A 17,498-nucleotide genomic window follows, 5' to 3' on the forward strand; every position below is an offset into this window, starting at 1 on the left:
CTCGATGCCAGCTCCTACACAAAACGATCAGTCCATCACCGGCGTCCTCGAACGGATCATCTACTTCAATGAAGAGAATGCCTACTGCGTGGCTGAATTGCAGGTCACAGATAGCGTACGCCCCGTCACAGTGCTTGGCGCCCTGCCTGGTGTACAATGCGGCGAGACTCTACAACTGAGTGGACAATGGACCCGCCATCCGCAACACGGTGATCAATTTAAAATCGCACAATTCAAATCACAGCTGCCAGCATCGGTGCACGGCATACGCAAATATTTAGGCAGCGGCCTAATCCATGGCATCGGGAAATCCTACGCCAAGAAAATCGTCGATCACTTTGGAGCCGACACCCTCAAAATCATCAGCGAAGATTCCGGCCGCTTGCACGAGATTCCCGGCATCGGCAAGCAACGTGCCAAATCGATTAAAGTCGCCTGGGATGAGCAAAGCGCAGTACGCGATGTAATGATGTTTCTCCAGACCTATGGAGTCACACCCTCCCAATGTGTACGTCTAGTCAAAAAATACGGGAGTGGCGCCAAGCGCATCTTACAAGACGAGCCGTATCGGTTAGCACAGGATATCGAACGTATCGGCTTCAAAACAGCCGATAAGATCGCCCTGAACCTCGGCTTTCCCACCAACTCTAAAGAGCGCATCGACGCGGGCGTCCTTCACACCATGCGGCAATTGGAAGACGAAGGACATACACTGGGAACAGAGAACATGCTATTAGAGCAGGCAACACAGTTACTCTCACTGGACCCCAAGCTGATTCAAACCCGTATCCACGCCCTGGATCAAGCTGGTAGCCTCTTCAGCATCCACGCCTACGATCAGAATCAGGAATCGCTGGGACCTGCTTACCAACTGCCCACCACTGCGAGCGCTGAGAAACGCATTGCAGACGCCATCGCGCGTATCGCTCATACCGCGTCCATGCTGCCTGAAATTAAAATTGATGCTGCAGTGGATTGGGCCCAATCACGCGCCGGATTCAGATTTGCCGAACAGCAGACGGTCGCACTGCGCAATACACTGGCAGCTAAGGTATCCATTATTACTGGCGGCCCAGGCACAGGAAAAACCACCATTTTACGCGCTGTAGTGGACATTTTGAAAGCGAAACGCGCACGTATCCAGCTCGCATCGCCCACCGGGCGGGCCGCGCAGCGACTCGCGGAAGCCTCAGGCACCGCCGCCAGCACGATTCACCGCTTATTAAAATACGACGCGGCCACCCGCAGCTTCACCCACAACGAGGACAATCCCCTACCCTGCGACTTTCTTATTCTGGATGAAACCAGTATGCTCGACACCCGCCTGGCCGCCAGTCTAGTGCAAGCAATTCCCAGCGGCGCCCATCTGCTACTGGTTGGCGATGCCGATCAACTCCCCTCAGTCGGCGCGGGCAATATACTCGGGGACTTAATGGCGGCGCCACCAGCCAAAGTCACCCGCCTCAACATCATCTACCGACAGGGCAAAGAGAGCGGCATAGTCACCACTGCACACGCCATCTTGCAAGGGGAAACACACCCCGGCATGACCTATCGCAGTTTGCGCAATCTGGATCCCAGCCAGGATTTCACTTTTATTGAAGCCGAACAACCCGAACAATGCATACAGGCCATCAAATACCTGGCGAAAGAATATATCCCCAAGACGCACAACATTGATCCTATTAGAGATTTACAGGTAATGTCACCCATGCACCGGGGCAGCGGGGGAATCACGGTCTTGAATACAGAATTACAGGAAGTGCTGAACCCTAGGCGTAAGGCCGAATCGCGCCTACGCTCCGATCCAGACTATACCCCCGCCACTCAGACACACTTCCGTGAAAAAACCCGCAAGCCACTGCCAGTTGAAATCGAATACGGCAGCAGCATCTTTCGTATTGGCGATAAGGTGATTCAAACACGCAATAACTACGATAAGAATGTTTTCAACGGTGATACCGGCATCATCTGCTCAATCGCCGCCGACCGCTCTGGCCTCAGCATCGAATTCGACCAAAGAATTGAATATACCAAAGGCGAACTCTCAGAGATCCAGCACGCATATACCATCTCTATCCATAAAAGCCAGGGCAGCGAGTACCCCGTCGTCGTCATACCACTACTCAAGCAACACTTCTTATTACTGCAACGCAACCTCGTCTACACCGCCATCACGCGCGCGCGTCGCAAAGTTTACATCGTAGGCTCGCTCGATGCCTATGCGATGGCCGTTAAAAACAACGAACAACAAGTGCGCCGCACTCACCTACAAACACGCTTACGCATGGCCTGCCAAGCAAATGGAGATAGCTAGCAGCGCAACTTTGCAGATGGATCAATCCTTCAGGTAATCACCAAACCGACAAAAAAAGAGCCGCCCCCAGCGAGACGACTCTTTCACATTGCTATCGAAAATGGGTTTACGCGGCTTTAATCTTCAAGCGCAAGCGATCGATTGCTCCCTGCACACAGTGCTTCAAGTCGTGAATGGCACGAGTGGTTTCACCATCCAACGCTTCGACATCGTCAAAGGTATCCTGAATATAATCGATCAGCTTCTCTTCTCCTCGGATTGCTTCATCGACAACCGCATCCGTATTCTGACTGGACGTGAATAAATCCTTCACACTAATCAGGGCCCGATGTGTCGTTCCTTCCAGTGAGCCACGATCCTTTTCCTCCTCGCCGATGCATTCCAAGCGAGAGTTTAATGCGGCCACTCGCTCGCGACGATTGCTTTCAATTTCACGAAAACAGAGCGCCAAATTCGCATCCTCATTCTGCACTCGCTCAGCTGCTTTTTCATATCCTTTAACAGAATCGTTGGCGTGGATGACAAGACGTTCCAGTTCTCTTTTAACAGTGCTTTTTGTGCTCATAATAATTTCCTTCTCTAGTTTATATTAATTGGATGAGAGGATTTATACAATGCCTTCCGCATGCCAACTTGAGGGCAGCACCCCAGGTAAAAACCATAAGAAACTGATAAACAGTAAGTAACAACTCACCACAAAAAGACCAAAAGAACTAACAGAGCTCTGAATCCTGCTTTATGCAATGCCCGCAATAGGCGGATAGTGCAAAATTCATTAAGCACAAGAACGGTTAATCCTCAGACTGTGCCAGAGAATTGACCGCCCTCAAATCGAGCTTACCGGTGACTAAGGTCGGCACATGATCGACCTCTTTAATGACTTTAGGTATCCATAAATTTGAGAAACCGGCCTGTATCAACTTGTCCCTGACATCATTTAGTTCGAGCTCAAGCTCTGACGCAGCGATCAAGACCAGTACCTCGCCCTTAGCCGCATCAGGTCGCCCCGCGACGGCCAGCATCGGCACTTCACACTCCAACAGATCATAGGCTTGAATCAAAGCTTCTTCAACTGTGCCGTGGGGCACCATTTCGCCAGCAATTTTTGAGAATCTCGAGAGCCGCCCTTCAATAAACAGAAAACCATCTGCATCGAAGCGCGCGAGGTCTCCAGTCACAAACCAATCGCCCAGCTTAACCTCCGCACTGCGTTCCGGCTCGTTCAAATAACCACCAAATACGTTCGCTCCTTTTAAGGCCAACAGACCTACCAAGCTCACATCCATATCTTCCATCGTATCCGGATTCAGGATACGTGCTGCCTGACCGGGCAAAAGGCGTCCCACAGAGCCACGTCGACAGCCTTGACCGGAATCACCAGGATATGGCACTCCCGTGGGTACCGACGGCAAATTAACAGAGACGACCGGCGATGTCTCTGTCAGACCGTAGCCTTCCAGATACAAACCTCCGAAGCGAGCTTCCCATGCATCTGCAAACCCCTCTGGCGTCTTTTCGGCTCCGGCCACCACATACTTAAGCGTAGCCAACTGCTCAGGAGCGACACGTTTCAGGTAAGGTTTAAAGAAGGTGGGTGTGCCAACTAATATAGTCGCGCCCTCGGCCTCAACGGCCTCGGCGACACGCTTGACTTCCAGGGGGCTCGGCAAAGTCACAACCTCACAGCCTCGCAAGAGTGGAAACCAGAGCGTGACCGTGAATCCGAAACTATGAAAAATCGGAAGATTGGCGATGATCTTTTCACTTCTGGGCAGCAAGCCGGATGCATCGATTTGGGCACAATTACTTAAGATATTACGGTGCGTCAGCACCACGCCTTTAGGCTCTCCGGAGCTGCCACTGGTAAACAATAGACCAGCCTCGCGCTCACCTCCCTGAGAAGGCACCTTAAGCCAGCGGGCCAGCAATTGACCCGGCACTAGATAAATTAAACCAAGCAGGCCCAATGTCTTTGCCTTAGGTAAGGCCTTCATTGCGTCCAGCAAATCAACTACACCGCTCTCGGGCCAGGGAAACAAAGGCATTTTTTGCTGCACCTGCCGAGTGGTGAGCAAGCAGTCAATCTCAGCCTTGCGCATGCAGGCCTCAGCACTGGCGGCTCCGAGGGTGAAGTTCAAATTGACTGGCACTTTCCCTGCCAACATAACTGCAAGATTGGCAATGTAGCCCCCAAGTCCTGGTGGAAAAATGATACCAATCCGCGACTTTGAACTCAAATCCGCAATGCGACGCGACAACATATAGGAAATAGCTAGTAGGAAGCCGCTCTTCATCGTGCGCCGTTGACGAGTGCGATCCGCAATCAGTTCACGATGCGGATGACGAGCCAAAGCAACAAAACACTCGTGCGCGAGATGCTGATTCAGGTCAGCTCGCTGCCCGAATACAGACTCATCAATATCTATTCTTTTTCCCAAATTCACAGTCATAGTTGGAAGCACTCCTGTCATACTGGTAACGACGCTGGTGAAAGGATCCGACTCCAAAAGCACTGGTAAACCTGCGGAACGCTCCCCGCATATCAGGCAGCATGTATAATAGAAAAACACAAAAAGACACGCACCATTTCGTCATGCAACTGATGCATAAGCAATTAAGCGATTAGCTCAACCCTTTTCGATTCATTGCTCCTTCTCGACCGCTTCCGCCTCACGAATCTTCAGTACTTCCGTCAACATTGCCTGCTTCAATGCTTCAAAGCCCTCATCCGAGACGCAAGAGATGGGATAAACCTTCTCTTTCACCTTCTGCTGAAAGATTTTGAGATTCTCTGCAGCATTCGGCTCATCCATCTTATTCGCACAGATCAGCTCTGGCTTACGCGCAAGACCTGGCATGTATAGTTTCAACTCATTGACTAAAACCTTGTAGTCAGCAAGTGGATCGCGCCCATCAGTGCCCTCCATATCCAGCATAATTAAGAGTACTTTACAGCGTTCCACATGCTTAAGAAAGCGATGACCGAGACCGCGGTTCTCACTTGCGCCTTCGATCAGGCCGGGAATATCGGCGACAGTAATCCGCTCAAACTGCTCAGGATACTCCAGCACCCCCACAGTCGGAAAGATGGTGGTAAAAGGATAGGCGCCCGTCTTCGGGTGCGCGTTTGTCACCATATTCAGCAATGTCGACTTGCCTGCGTTCGGGAAGCCGATCAGCCCCACATCGGCAATCGTCTTAATAATCAGGCGAAAATCTCCCTCTTCTGCCGGCTTACCAAGAGTGAACTGGCGCGGCGCCTGATTGGTCGACGATTTAAACTGAGCGTTGCCCTTACCGCCTTCGCCGCCTTCAAGCAGAAGTACCTTTTGCCCATGCTCCAGCACCTCTGCAATCGGATCTCCAGAATCACGATCAACCACAATAGTGCCCACAGGCAGTCTTAAAACAATGTCCTCCCCATTAGCACCATGCTGATCGCTTCCGCGACCGGGTTCACCATTCTTGGCTTTCCAACCTGGTTTGAAGTGATAATCCGTCAAATCCGCAACATTGGTATCGCCCACGATATAAACATCCCCGCCGCGACCACCGTCGCCACCATCAGGGCCTCCCTTAGGCTCATACTTTGCACGGCGAAAGCTAAAACAGCCATCGCCACCATTACCTGCCTTGAAATTCACTTTGACCTCGTCGTAAAACATGCCTCCTTTTCAGCAGAGTACGCGCGCTTTGCAAATCTAATCCCCCAGCACCCCTCGAAACCCTCACACGCATGTCATAGCCGCAAACAGACTGCTGCCATTTCTGGATGACTGTAATTTCACAGGCTCCACAAAGCACCACTATAAGGCCTGCTCGACCGCAGTGCGCACGATACCATTGCTCAAACTCTGCGGCAGCACCGTTACCTCACCATCTGGCGTATACAGAACGTAAAGCGGTACCCCGGAGCGACCAAAGCTTTCCAGCGCATCCGTAATCACAGGGTCGTAACGTGTCCAATCAGCCTCCAAAGCGACAATATCATATGCCTGGAAAAGCTCCGCCGTCGCATCCGTGCGTAACGCAACCTTCTTGTTCACTTGACAAATGAGACACCAAGTCGCCGTAAAATCGACAAAAACCGGGCGTCCCTGCGCAAGCAAGGCATCCACCTTATCTGCAGACCAAGGCCCCCACTGACCAGTCGCGTCGGCGAGAGTCGGCTGCTCTCCATAATTAGTATAGGCGCGCTGAATGGCCCTCATACCAATGACCAAAGCTGCCCCCACCAGCGCCAGCGCCAGCGACTTAGCAATCCACTGCGTACGCTGAGAACGAAACGCAGCCCCCCAGCGACCAAAAATCCATGCAGCCACAGAGCTCACCAACATGATCACAAGTAAAATAAAAATCGCGTCCACACCCCCCTGACGCCCTGCAACCAACGCAAGAAACACAACAGCTCCCATCAGCAAAAAGCCCATGCCCTGCTTAAAAGATTCCATCCAGAGTCCGGGTTTAGGCAAAAAAGCCACCAGCTTGGGAAACACTGACAATACTAAGAAAGGAGACGCCAGCCCCAGCCCCATCATACCAAAAATTAACAAGCCTGTGGCCAAATTTGCCTGCACCGCCAGACCGCTGACCCCCGCCACTAATGGTCCCATGCAGGGAGCACCAACCACAGCAGCTAGTATACCCATACCAAACGAGCCTAAGGCATCGTTCCGCTGAGCAACCGAGGCATCTGCCCCCACCAATTTACCGCCCAACTCGAAAACGCCCATCAAATTCAAACCGAATAGGAAAAAGACCGTAGTCAACACCACGACAAAGCCAGGACTCTGCAACTGAAAACCCCAGCCGATGCGCTCGCCCAAGGCGCGCAAGGCAAATAAAACTCCCGCCAAAACCAAAAAACTCAGCACCACACCAACGGTGTATGCCAGGCCATGCCGTAAGGCATCCCGACGCGCCTGCCCCGCATGTTTCAACAAAGAAAAGACCTTGAGTGAAAGCACTGGCAGCACACAGGGCATGATATTTAAAATAAGCCCCCCCAGAAAAGCCAGGGCCAGAAATCCCGGCAACCCAAGAGCCAGTAAACGCTGCTCGAACCCCCGAGGCGCGGCACTTGCGACCGCATCGTCCGCAGGCAGTAATGCAGTAGGAGCAGCTCCGATCTCGGCAGTAACCTGCCAAGCGCCTTGATCAGACTGCAAAATACCACTAATCGAATCGGGCTGATTCTCCAAAAAAGGGGTATCCAGTGGCAAATGCAGTTCTGCTTGATTCGCCGCTGGAAAACTCAAAGTTTGCTCGGCACTAGGGTCCACCTGCCCCTCCACTGCTGCATAAAAGTATAGCTCAGTCGGCATCTCTGAACCCGACAGTGAAAGTATCAGACTCGCATCACTTAAAGATGCATGAACTTGCCAAGGAGCCTGCGCCTGAGCCTGACGCTCGCGGGCAGTTTGAAAACTCACTGCTTCCTCACCGGCTTCAGTCACCTCGGCCACTGGCATCTGCAATTGCAGACGGGCATCACCGGGTAGACAGACTTCCTTACAAATGAGCCAAAACAAATCCGCTTGTAGATCCAAGGTTGCTCCCAGTGGCAAAGTTTCCGAAGCCTGCATGGTCACGAGTAATACAGCCTCCTCTTCATAGCCGTAATTCACCATGCCAGCCATTGAAATGCGCTCGGGAGCTGGCCATTGAATCTCACCAGCAGTGATCCCCTCTGGCAAGGTCCAGTCGATGGAGGCAGCGAGCCCGCTGGCACCAGGATTCTCCCAATAAATATGCCAATGTGGCTCTAATTTAAAGCGCACAGCCACATCGAAAGATTCACCGGGAACAATCGCACGGTTTTCAGCAAGCAGCTCGACGGTGGTATGCTCCGCAACTACGGGCGCAGCATTCGCCGACGATAGCATCCAGACGAATAAGGAGAGACAAAAGCGCAGCATATTTTTAGCCATATATAGAAAGATGGATAGCAAGCATGCCTGTTTTATTCCAGAACAAGTACACATTTAATAACTGTAAGGAACTCCGCATAGTCCCGATCTATGCAAATGCTAAAAGTTCTCTGCGCCCCTGACGTCAAGCCTGTGCCTCCAACCACTCCCAATAATCCAACTTACTCGATTATCATTCCCGCTTACAATGAGGCCACCGAACTGCCCGCGACCTTGCACGCCATACGCTCAGCGATGCAAACTTGTACCATGCCGGGGGAGTGCATCGTCGTCGACAACAATTCCAGCGACGCAACTGCACACGTCGCCCTGGCGCATGGCGCGGACCTGGTGGTGCATGAACCAGTCAACCAAATCGCGCGCGCCCGCAATGCCGGCACTCGGCAGAGCTGTGGCCAGTTTCTAATCTTTATCGACGCCGACACCCGCATTCCTGCAGAATTGCTAAACACAGCATTGCAACTTCTAGAGCAAAACACCTGCGTCGGCGGTGGCTCAATCATCAAGTTTGAAGGAAAGGTGAGCCACATCGGCCGCTGCGGCATTGCGCTCTGGGAACAGATCTCCAAACTCACGCGCACCGCCGCCGGCAGTTTCCTGTTCTGTCGCCGCGATGCATTTGATGCAGTCGGCGGCTATGATGAATCACTCTATGCCAGCGAAGAAGTCCGTTTTTCCCGTCAACTCAAGAAATGGGGCAAAGCCAAGGGCCTAGGCTTCACGATACTACAACACAATCCGGCACTTACCTCAGCACGGAAACTCAAGTGGTATTCCGGTCCGCAAATTCTAGCTTGGGTGGCACTCATGATCCTACTTCCACTCGCGGTGCGTTCACGCAAGCTTTGCGGTTTTTGGTACAATCGACCGCTATCAAATGAGTAAAACTACAGACGTGCGATAATTGCGCGCTCGATTGCCTGTGCCAGTTCAGGTAAACGGGCAGGTTTGGACACATAATCATTCATTCCAACTTCAATGCACTTGTCACGGTCGTCTTCGAATGCGAAGGCAGTCGCTGCAATAATCCAAAGCGGCTCCCCACTGTAACTTCCCTCAGCTTCACGCTGACGAATAATCTTAGTTGCCTCGAAACCATCCATTTCAGGCATATTACAATCCATCAAGACAACATCAAACGAGCTGGTTTCCAGACGCAAAAATAGCTCCTTAGCATCCTCAACAGTGACAATATTCAGTCCTATAGAGCGAAACTGCAATCCCATCACCATACGATTGGTCGCATTATCATCCACTAATATCAAATGTAACTCACGGCCATCCAAGCGCTCACTCAGACGCTCTTTAATCTCTGCTGCCGAATTCAGCGGTTTAGCTGCGCTCACCGAGCCCAGTAGCAGTTGATCCCTCAAGGCCGCATGTAACTCACGCTGCGAAATAGGCTTGGTTAAGTAGACATCAATACCAGCCTCCTCACGCTGCTGTTGATTGATCACTACTTGAGACGAACTCAACATCACCAATTTACTGCTACCACCGCTGCGACGACTCTTTAAACGACGCGCCAGTTCCAGTCCATCAACTTCCGGCATTAAATAATCCAAGACCAATAAATCGTAATCAGGATCGTTCACAAATTCCAAATAAGCACTATTGGCGGATTCAAAGGTTTTAACCTTGAAGCCTAAATTCGACAGTTGTCCCTGTATGACTAACAGGTTCGTCAAATTGTCATCCACGACTAACGCACGCTTATCCTGAAATGCGCTGCGATCCAAAATGGCAGTGTAGTTCTGCGCATTCTTGAAATCCGGGGAAAATGGGATATCGATCATGAACTTGGTCCCGACGCCCAGCTCGCTCTCAACAGCGATGCTCCCTCGCATCATCTCAACTAATTGAGTTGTAATCGCCAAACCTAGCCCAGTGCCACCAAACTTGCGAGTGGTACTGGCATCCGCCTGCATGAAGGGCTGAAATATCTTATCCTTGGTCGCGGCATCCATGCCAATCCCGGTATCCGAAACCTCAAAATGCACCATGATGAGATCTTCCGAGACACGACTTGACCGAACCGACAAGATAATCTCTCCGCCACTAGAAGTAAATTTAACCGCATTACCGACTAAGTTGGACAGCACCTGCGTGACTCGGTGCGAATCCCCCCACAGGGCAAAATCAACCTCAGGAGCCGTACGATTGATCAACTCAATTTCCTTCGAGTCAGCCTCTGCGGCAAAAAGCACCAGTGTATTATCAATCGACTCTCTCAAATCAAAGGAAGCCTCCTCCAAGGCAAGTGCGCCCGCCTCGATTTTCGAAAAATCCAAGATATCGTTGATCACTACCATCAGCGTGTCCGCACTGCGCACCAAAGTTTCCACCAGCTTACGCTGCTCAAAATTTAAATCACTTGAGATCAATAGATTCGCTAAGCCAACCACTCCATTCATAGGCGTCCGAATCTCATGACTCATATTGGCCAAAAACTGCGACTTCATCTTAACCAAAGCTTCGGCGTGTTCCCGTGCCTCTAACAGTGCTCCTTCAACACGCTTCTGTTTGCTAATATCCACCACCACCAAAAGGTGCCCACTGACTTCGCCAGCCCCGTCGCGTATTACAGACACCGCGGTAATCACCGGAATTTTACTACCATCCTTACGCGTAAATATCCACTCCCGGACATCGCGCCCCTGTTCTAAAGATGCCAGCGCGAATACAGAAAAGTCAGTAGCAACCGGGCTCCCCGTAGCCTCACTCAACTGCTGGGCACGCGCTGCAATTTCAAATGACTCATAAAAAACCATCACTGACTGCTGCCCCACCAGCTCCTCGGCACGCCAACCTGACAGTGTCTGAGCAAACTCATTAAATGAAGTCACTAAACCATCCTTATCCGTTGAGATCACAGCGACTTGGGCATTTTCCAAGATGTCAGCATTTAGCTGATTTAAGGCATCTATTTTTTTGGTATAACGCTCCCGTAGCATGAAATAAACGATCACCGCAATGCCTAAAAAAAGAGGAAAGACTGCTAGAATTGAATACTTGGACACTATTGGCTGAAACAATTCCTCCCAATATTCGGCATCATAACGCAATGCCATCACCCAAAACTGACTCGCATCCTCGGCGCCTGCTTTGTAGCGAATATCAATCGCATTCTCGATCTGTATTTTCTTCCAAAACACCGCACCTTGAGCGTCCTCATACATGCCCGCAGGCTGCTGTAGCACCTGCTGCCAAAAAAACGGCTGTGCCTCAGCCATGGTAATTGCAGAACCCTCAGTAAACATAAAGCCCCACTCTTTGGCACGATTGGGGTGCAACATCCAATAACCATCCGCATTGATTAATTCAACACTAGACTCGGCCTCATGACTCATCGATCGCAAACGCTCGAGTAGTTTACGTGCATTAAAATTAAGCACCATAACACCGAGTCGCCCCTGATCAGGATCATCAATCGGCAAAACAAATCGAATCATCGGGGTGCGCGGCAACTGAACTTCGCCATTTTCAACATTCAAATCAATGGGGGAAATATAAATGGTGCCCGCATCAACCCGCATGCCTTCCAAAAAATAATAACGATTTGATTTATCCTGCAAGGCATCATCGACGACGACCTGTCCTCCCGAATCAACTCGCACGCGCTCCATCCCCTCAGCATCCAGATAGCGCAACTGCGCATACTCGCTCTTATGAATAGAGAGATTCCTCAAATACTGTAAAAAATCCGCATGAGTTGTATCAGTCGCTTGTGCTAAATATGCACGCAAGGTGTTGGAGGCGCTCACCACCAGCAGATCCTCTACCACTGCCCCCAAGTAAGTACGCACTAATTCGTCAGAAAATGATAGCACATCACGATTCTCACGCTCAAGCCGCTCAATGTTCTCCATACGCTCAACGCGATACAGAGAAAAGACTACGCAGCAGATAAGCGCCACCGCAGCAATGACTCCAATTGACTTAACTTTTAAAGAATTGCTAAAAGACGCGGCTCGTTTAATTTCCATAATATATTTTGCTAACAACACGCCCTAAACGCATCGAAACAACTAGCAGCAATTAATAAGCCTCAATCGAAATCTGCAAAACCAAAGTCATTAAAAAGAATCGAGTGTTTCTTAAAAGCGCGAGCTTTCGCGACAATTTCAAACATGAAAACTTAAAATCCGGTTACACATCGGATCGTTTCTTGCGAATGGCTTCGGCAACCAGCTTCGCATTGCGTAAATTACTTTTGAAAGCCACGTCAAAGAGATCACCTAGAATGGGAATCGTGCCCACCACCCAGTCGATCAGCACGTTCATAAACATTCTGAAAATAACTGCCGCGCCCAACTTCAAACGCAGCGCCTCGATCAACAAATACAACTGCGGTAGCAATGTCACAGTATCGCCAACTCCTGGCAATACACCTATGATCGCATCCCAACCAAAACGAATTTTCGTACCGGGAATTTCAAAACGCGCATCGAACAAATGTGCAAGTTTTTCAATCCGACGCAGCCTCGCCGAGTATACATCCTCGTAAGGATCAAGCTCGGGAATGTCTTGATCGGAATTCATACGCTGCAATGAGAGGGTGGGTTAAGTTAGTTTACTCAGAATCAGGAGCGGGGCCAAAATGGAATACAAAATCTTCGACATTGCCATCCGGACCAGTGAACTGCGCTTCAACAAGCCCGCCAAGCTCAGTCTCGCCGTAAAAGAGGATGGCGCGCGAAGCGGTCTCTGACGTTTGCCCATCAATACCAAGGGACATTTTGGATGTTCCCTTACCGGTATAACTGATGATTCCATCTTTGAGCGTGTAACTTAATGTGAAACTAAATCCCACAGGAATAGTTTCGTAAATGGTCTCCATCTTAGAAACACCGTCCCCGAGATCGACCTGCTGCTCTCCCACGGGAAATCGTAACTCTGGACCAATATGCATCGAAGCCTGCTCCCCGGACTCTAAAACTACAGAAGGATACACATAAAGACCGCGAATAGCGGCGCCATTATCCGCACGATCCAAAACTTTAGCCGAAATGAGCAAGGGCTCAGCAGATACAAAAAACGGCAAGACTGCGAGGCAAGCGATAAGGATTTTTCTCATAGTGGGTATTATTAACGATGCTACTTAAAATCACAAGTCCCAGCCTCAAGTCTCCACTTTACTTTTAAACCAGCTCCCAACCGTCGTTGTTAATCAGAGCTTCGGCTTTTTTAAATTTGAGTGTTTGCTGCTCCTGCCCCTTGCGAATTGTCACGACATCATTGCGTCCGACTTTGGGCAGTTCCCGACGCACGGGCTCAATCTTAGGCAATTCCACTGGCTTCTGAGCTTGAACCGGCGGACGTGCCGCCGCGGCAGCACCTGCCAACGCCCCTTGCTGCGCATTATCAGTACCAGGCCCGGCAACTTGAGCGACCTTGGACATACGGGCCAACATATTATTAAAGGCCTCAGCGCTGGTGGCACTGCGGAAAACAGAATTACAGATTTCGGTGCGCACATTAGCCATCAACTCCTGGAAGAAGACATAGGCCTCACTCTTATATTCATTGAGCGGATCTTTTTGACCATAGCTGCGCAAGTTCACGCTACGACGTAACTCTTCCATCTCTGTCAGGTGATCCTGCCAACGACGATCGAGCGAACGAATAATCAGATAGCGCTCCAAACCAACCAAGGCCTCTTTATCCTCAAACTCCTCACGCTGATCATAGGCGGCATTAATCTTGCCCAGAATGAACTCCATTTGCGCATCGGCAGTCAGCCCCTCAACCTCTTCCGACTTAAGTGACAGCGGAAAATAGGCGTTCAGCCACCCCAGGAAGCGATCCATCGCCTCAGAATCCGCCTTTTCAACCTCCAAGGCGTTCACGCGTTCCTCGAGCTCTTCTTCAATCATCTCAAAGATGATCTCGCGCGGCTGATCGGTGTGGATAGTTTCATTACGTAGGCCGTAGATCACTTCGCGCTGTGTATTTAGCACATCGTCGAATTGCAACAGACGCTTACGAATTGAAAAGTTTTGCTGCTCCACCTTCTTTTGAGCATTCTCGATCGACCAATTCAGGGCAGGATGCTCCAGCTCTTCCCCCTCCGTCATGGACTTTTCAAGAATGCGCGAGATGGGACCGGCGTTGGCGAAGAGACGCATCAAATCGTCTTCCAAAGACACAAAGAACTTGGACATGCCTGGATCGCCTTGGCGAGCACAACGGCCTCGCAACTGACGGTCAATGCGGCGCGACTCGTGCCGCTCGGTACCAATAACAAATAGACCGCCGAGTTCGGCAACGCCTTTACCCAACTTAATATCGGTACCACGTCCCGCCATATTGGTCGCAATAGTCACGGCTCCTTTTTGGCCAGCATTGGCAACAATCTCAGCTTCTTGTGCGTGAAACTTAGCATTCAAAACACTGTGCACAATCTTACTACGCTTGAGCATGCGTGAAAGAACTTCCGAAGCCTCCACCGAGGCGGTGCCCACCAGCACAGGCTGCCCAGCCTGATGCGCTTCCTTAATCTGATCGATCACTGCGTTGAACTTCTCACGCCGTGTCTTAAACACGACATCGTTGAGATCCTTGCGTATATTTGGCTTATTGGTCGGAATCACCATTACGGAGAGACCGTATATTTCGTGAAATTCGGAGGCTTCCGTCTCCGCAGTTCCCGTCATTCCAGCCAGCTTGTCATACATCCGGAAGTAATTCTGAATGGTGACCGTAGCATAAGTCTTAGTCTCCTTTTCGATAGTGCAATTCTCTTTCGCCTCCACCGCCTGGTGCAGACCGTCCGACCAACGACGTCCTGGCATGACGCGACCGGTATTTTGATCGACGATATTCACTTTCCCCTCTTGCACAACGTATTCCTTGTCGCGCTCGTAGAGACTGTAAGCGCGCAAGAGCTGACTAATGCAGTGAATACGCTCACTGGTATTCTGAAATGTCACCTCAGCCTCTTGCTTCAATTTCTGTTTATCTTCTGCAGACAGCCCATCTTTCTTATCAATTTCGATAAACTGAGTGGGTAAATCTGGCAGCATAAAGGCATCCGGATCATCCGGACTCATCAAGGTCCGGCCCTTTTCAGTAAGGTCAGCCTGCTGCTGCTTTTCGTCGATTACATAATAAAGCGCTTCCTTGAGGGCGTAGCGCTTCTCTTTATTGAAATCGCTATTCATCTCTAGATCAAATTTGTCCACAGCACGGCGGAATGCAGGCACCTCGTTTAGCCGGTGAAATTGCTTATTCTTAGGCATGCCAAGCTTAACTTGATACAATTTGGAAACAGCTTCCTGCTTGGCATCACTGCCGGCACTCTCGTCCTCCAGAACGCTTTTCGCTTCTGCAACCAACTTATTACAAAAAGCTTGCTGCTGTGAAAAGAGATTCTGAATGCTGGGCTTGACCTCGTGAAATGGCAGCGGGTTATCATCCTGCATAGGTCCTGAAATAATCAGTGGCGTGCGGGCCTCATCGACGAGAATGGAGTCCACCTCGTCAATAATACAAAAGTAATGATCCCGCTGCACTTGATCCTCCTTGCGACTGGTCATGCCATTGTCACGCAGGTAATCGAAGCCGAACTCCGAAGCCGTGCCGTAAGTGATGTTACAATTGTACATCTCGCGGCGGGTCTGCGGATCCATGCTATTCTGTATACAACCGACGGTCAGGCCTAAAAAACGGAAGAGGTGCCCCATCCATTCCGAGTCACGACGGGCCAGGTAATCATTGACGGTGATCAACTGACAATTACGTCCAGTGAGCGCGTTCAAATACAAAGGACAGGTAGACACCAGCGTCTTACCTTCACCTGTGGCCATTTCTGCAATGCGTTTTTCATGTAGGGTAATGCCGCCGATAAACTGAACATCGTAGTGTACCATCTCCCATGGCAATTGATGCCCACACACATCGTAGCTTTGGCCGCACATGCGACGCGCGGCGTTCTTAACGGCCGCAAAGGCTTCTGGTAATAGGTCATCAAGACTTTCACCCCCTTCTTGATTACGCTGCATAAACTCGGCTGTCTTGGCCCGCAATTGCTCATCAGTGAGTGATTGATACTCAAGTTCGTAAGCGTTAATACGCTCGATGATGGGCTGACATTTTTTGAGGTATTTACCGTAATGACGACCAGAGAATTTCTTTAGAATAGATGAGATCATGAGACCTAATAGCTGCGTTTGAAATAAGATTTGCGCGAAGTTCGAGCTCATAGAGGACACTCGAAATGCGAAAAAGTGGCCAAAATGGTCAAAATCGTAGTGAGTGGCAAGAGTGTTATGCCAAACACATAAGAGATTGACTCTAAGGCCGATTCTAGCGGTTTAGAAGGTATGAATATCGTTTGCCTAGACTTGGAGGGGGTGTTGATCCCCGAGATTTGGATCGCATTTGCGGAGAAGACCGGAATTGAAGCGCTTAAACGCACGACCCGCGACGAGCCCGATTACGACGTGCTAATGCGCTACCGGCTGGATATTCTCGATAAAGAAGGCTTCAAGCTGGCCGATATCGAAGAAGTTATCGGCACGCTGGATCCCTTACCTGGCGCAGTGGAATTTGTACAATGGGTCACCTCACAGACACGACTGGTCATCCTATCGGACACATTTCGCCAATTTGCAGGCCCCCTGATGGCCAAACTCGGTCATCCGACTCTCTTTTGCCATGATCTGATCATCGACGAAACCGGCCGTATCGCAGACTATCAACTTCGCCTTAAAGATCACAAGCGCAAGGCAGTAGAAGCTTTCAAAACACTCAACTTTGAAACCTTCGCTGCCGGCGACTCCTACAACGATCTCTCAATGATCGATGTCGCCAACAACCGCGCACTCTATTGCCCACCAGAGCGCTTGACAACTGAACGTCCGGAACTGCCAGTCGCGCGCACTCACGCCGAGCTTCGTCAAATCATCGAAAGCATTCTTTAAACCTCAAAGAAAGAAAACACCATGCTAGTCCACACCGTATTTTTCTGGCTGCGCAAAGACCTAGACGGCGCGCAGATCACCGATTTCCGTATCGGACTCGAAACCCTCAAATCCATTGAAACCGCGGAAGCGGTCTACATCGGCACGCCTGCCCGCGTGCCAGAGCGTCCGGTCTGCGACAATAGCTACGACTTTTGCCTGACTGTCATCGTGAAAGATGTGCCCGCCCACGACGCTTATCAAGCGCATGAAAAGCATCAGGAATTCATCGCAACGCATAAGGAAAAATGGAAAAAGGTTAAAGTCTACGACGCCGACTAAACCACT

Annotated in this window: 12 protein-coding genes; 4 read left to right on the forward strand and 8 right to left on the reverse strand. The window is 50.5% G+C overall.

Annotated features, from left to right (window positions below; translation table 11 throughout):
• Window positions 1-4 precede the first annotated feature (4 nt).
• Window positions 5-2,317, forward strand: coding sequence for an SF1B family DNA helicase RecD2 (gene recD2 / locus QEH59_RS08460; RefSeq protein ID WP_308984934.1), 2,313 nt, complete (start codon window positions 5-7; stop codon window positions 2,315-2,317).
• A 106-nt stretch (window positions 2,318-2,423) separates the two neighbouring features.
• Here recD2 and QEH59_RS08465 read toward each other — a convergent pair whose 3' ends face one another.
• From QEH59_RS08465 to QEH59_RS08480, 4 genes are all read right to left on the reverse strand, one after another.
• Window positions 2,424-2,882 carry a PA2169 family four-helix-bundle protein gene (locus tag QEH59_RS08465; protein WP_308984935.1) on the reverse strand — a complete coding sequence of 153 codons (459 nt, stop codon included), beginning with the start codon at window positions 2,880-2,882 and terminating at the stop codon, window positions 2,424-2,426.
• A gap of 226 nt (window positions 2,883-3,108) precedes the next feature.
• On the reverse strand, window positions 3,109-4,887 hold the full coding sequence (locus QEH59_RS08470) for an AMP-binding protein (RefSeq protein ID WP_308984936.1): 1,779 nt from the start codon (window positions 4,885-4,887) through the stop codon (window positions 3,109-3,111).
• A 72-nt stretch (window positions 4,888-4,959) separates the two neighbouring features.
• Window positions 4,960-5,982, reverse strand: coding sequence for a GTPase ObgE (obgE, locus tag QEH59_RS08475; protein ID WP_308984937.1), 1,023 nt, complete (start codon window positions 5,980-5,982; stop codon window positions 4,960-4,962).
• Window positions 5,983-6,123: 141 nt separating this feature from the next.
• The gene (locus QEH59_RS08480) at window positions 6,124-8,247 is read right to left on the reverse strand and encodes a protein-disulfide reductase DsbD family protein (RefSeq protein WP_308984938.1); all 2,124 of its coding nucleotides are present in this window, start codon (window positions 8,245-8,247) and stop codon (window positions 6,124-6,126) included.
• 90 nt (window positions 8,248-8,337) lie between these two features.
• Between QEH59_RS08480 and QEH59_RS08485 the strand changes: the two genes are divergently transcribed.
• Window positions 8,338-9,132 carry a glycosyltransferase gene (locus QEH59_RS08485; protein ID WP_308984939.1) on the forward strand — a complete coding sequence of 265 codons (795 nt, stop codon included), beginning with the start codon at window positions 8,338-8,340 and terminating at the stop codon, window positions 9,130-9,132.
• A gap of 2 nt (window positions 9,133-9,134) precedes the next feature.
• On the opposite strand, the gene QEH59_RS08490 is transcribed toward QEH59_RS08485, so the two are convergent.
• The 4 genes from QEH59_RS08490 to secA form a co-directional block, all read right to left on the reverse strand.
• Window positions 9,135-12,233 carry a response regulator gene (locus tag QEH59_RS08490; RefSeq protein ID WP_308984940.1) on the reverse strand — a complete coding sequence of 1,033 codons (3,099 nt, stop codon included), beginning with the start codon at window positions 12,231-12,233 and terminating at the stop codon, window positions 9,135-9,137.
• Between the two features lie 163 nt (window positions 12,234-12,396).
• A complete protein-coding gene (locus QEH59_RS08495) occupies window positions 12,397-12,789 on the reverse strand; it encodes a DUF4112 domain-containing protein (RefSeq protein ID WP_308984941.1) in 393 nt (130 codons plus the stop codon).
• 31 nt (window positions 12,790-12,820) lie between these two features.
• Window positions 12,821-13,324 (reverse strand): hypothetical protein, encoded by a 504-nt coding sequence (locus tag QEH59_RS08500; protein WP_308984942.1) that lies wholly within the window; start codon window positions 13,322-13,324, stop codon window positions 12,821-12,823.
• Window positions 13,325-13,388: 64 nt separating this feature from the next.
• Window positions 13,389-16,400 carry a preprotein translocase subunit SecA gene (gene secA / locus QEH59_RS08505; RefSeq protein ID WP_308984943.1) on the reverse strand — a complete coding sequence of 1,004 codons (3,012 nt, stop codon included), beginning with the start codon at window positions 16,398-16,400 and terminating at the stop codon, window positions 13,389-13,391.
• A 171-nt stretch (window positions 16,401-16,571) separates the two neighbouring features.
• On the opposite strand from secA, the gene thrH reads away from it, so the two are divergent.
• A complete protein-coding gene (gene thrH / locus QEH59_RS08510; protein WP_308984944.1) occupies window positions 16,572-17,171 on the forward strand; it encodes a bifunctional phosphoserine phosphatase/homoserine phosphotransferase ThrH in 600 nt (199 codons plus the stop codon).
• Window positions 17,172-17,192: 21 nt separating this feature from the next.
• Window positions 17,193-17,492: a Dabb family protein gene (locus tag QEH59_RS08515; protein WP_308984945.1), complete on the forward strand. Its 300-nt coding sequence runs from the start codon at window positions 17,193-17,195 to the stop codon at window positions 17,490-17,492.
• Window positions 17,493-17,498 lie beyond the last annotated feature (6 nt).

Origin of the sequence: Thalassobacterium sedimentorum, assembly GCF_031127905.1 — a bacterium.
Taxonomy (GTDB): domain Bacteria; phylum Verrucomicrobiota; class Verrucomicrobiia; order Opitutales; family Coraliomargaritaceae; genus Thalassobacterium; species Thalassobacterium sedimentorum.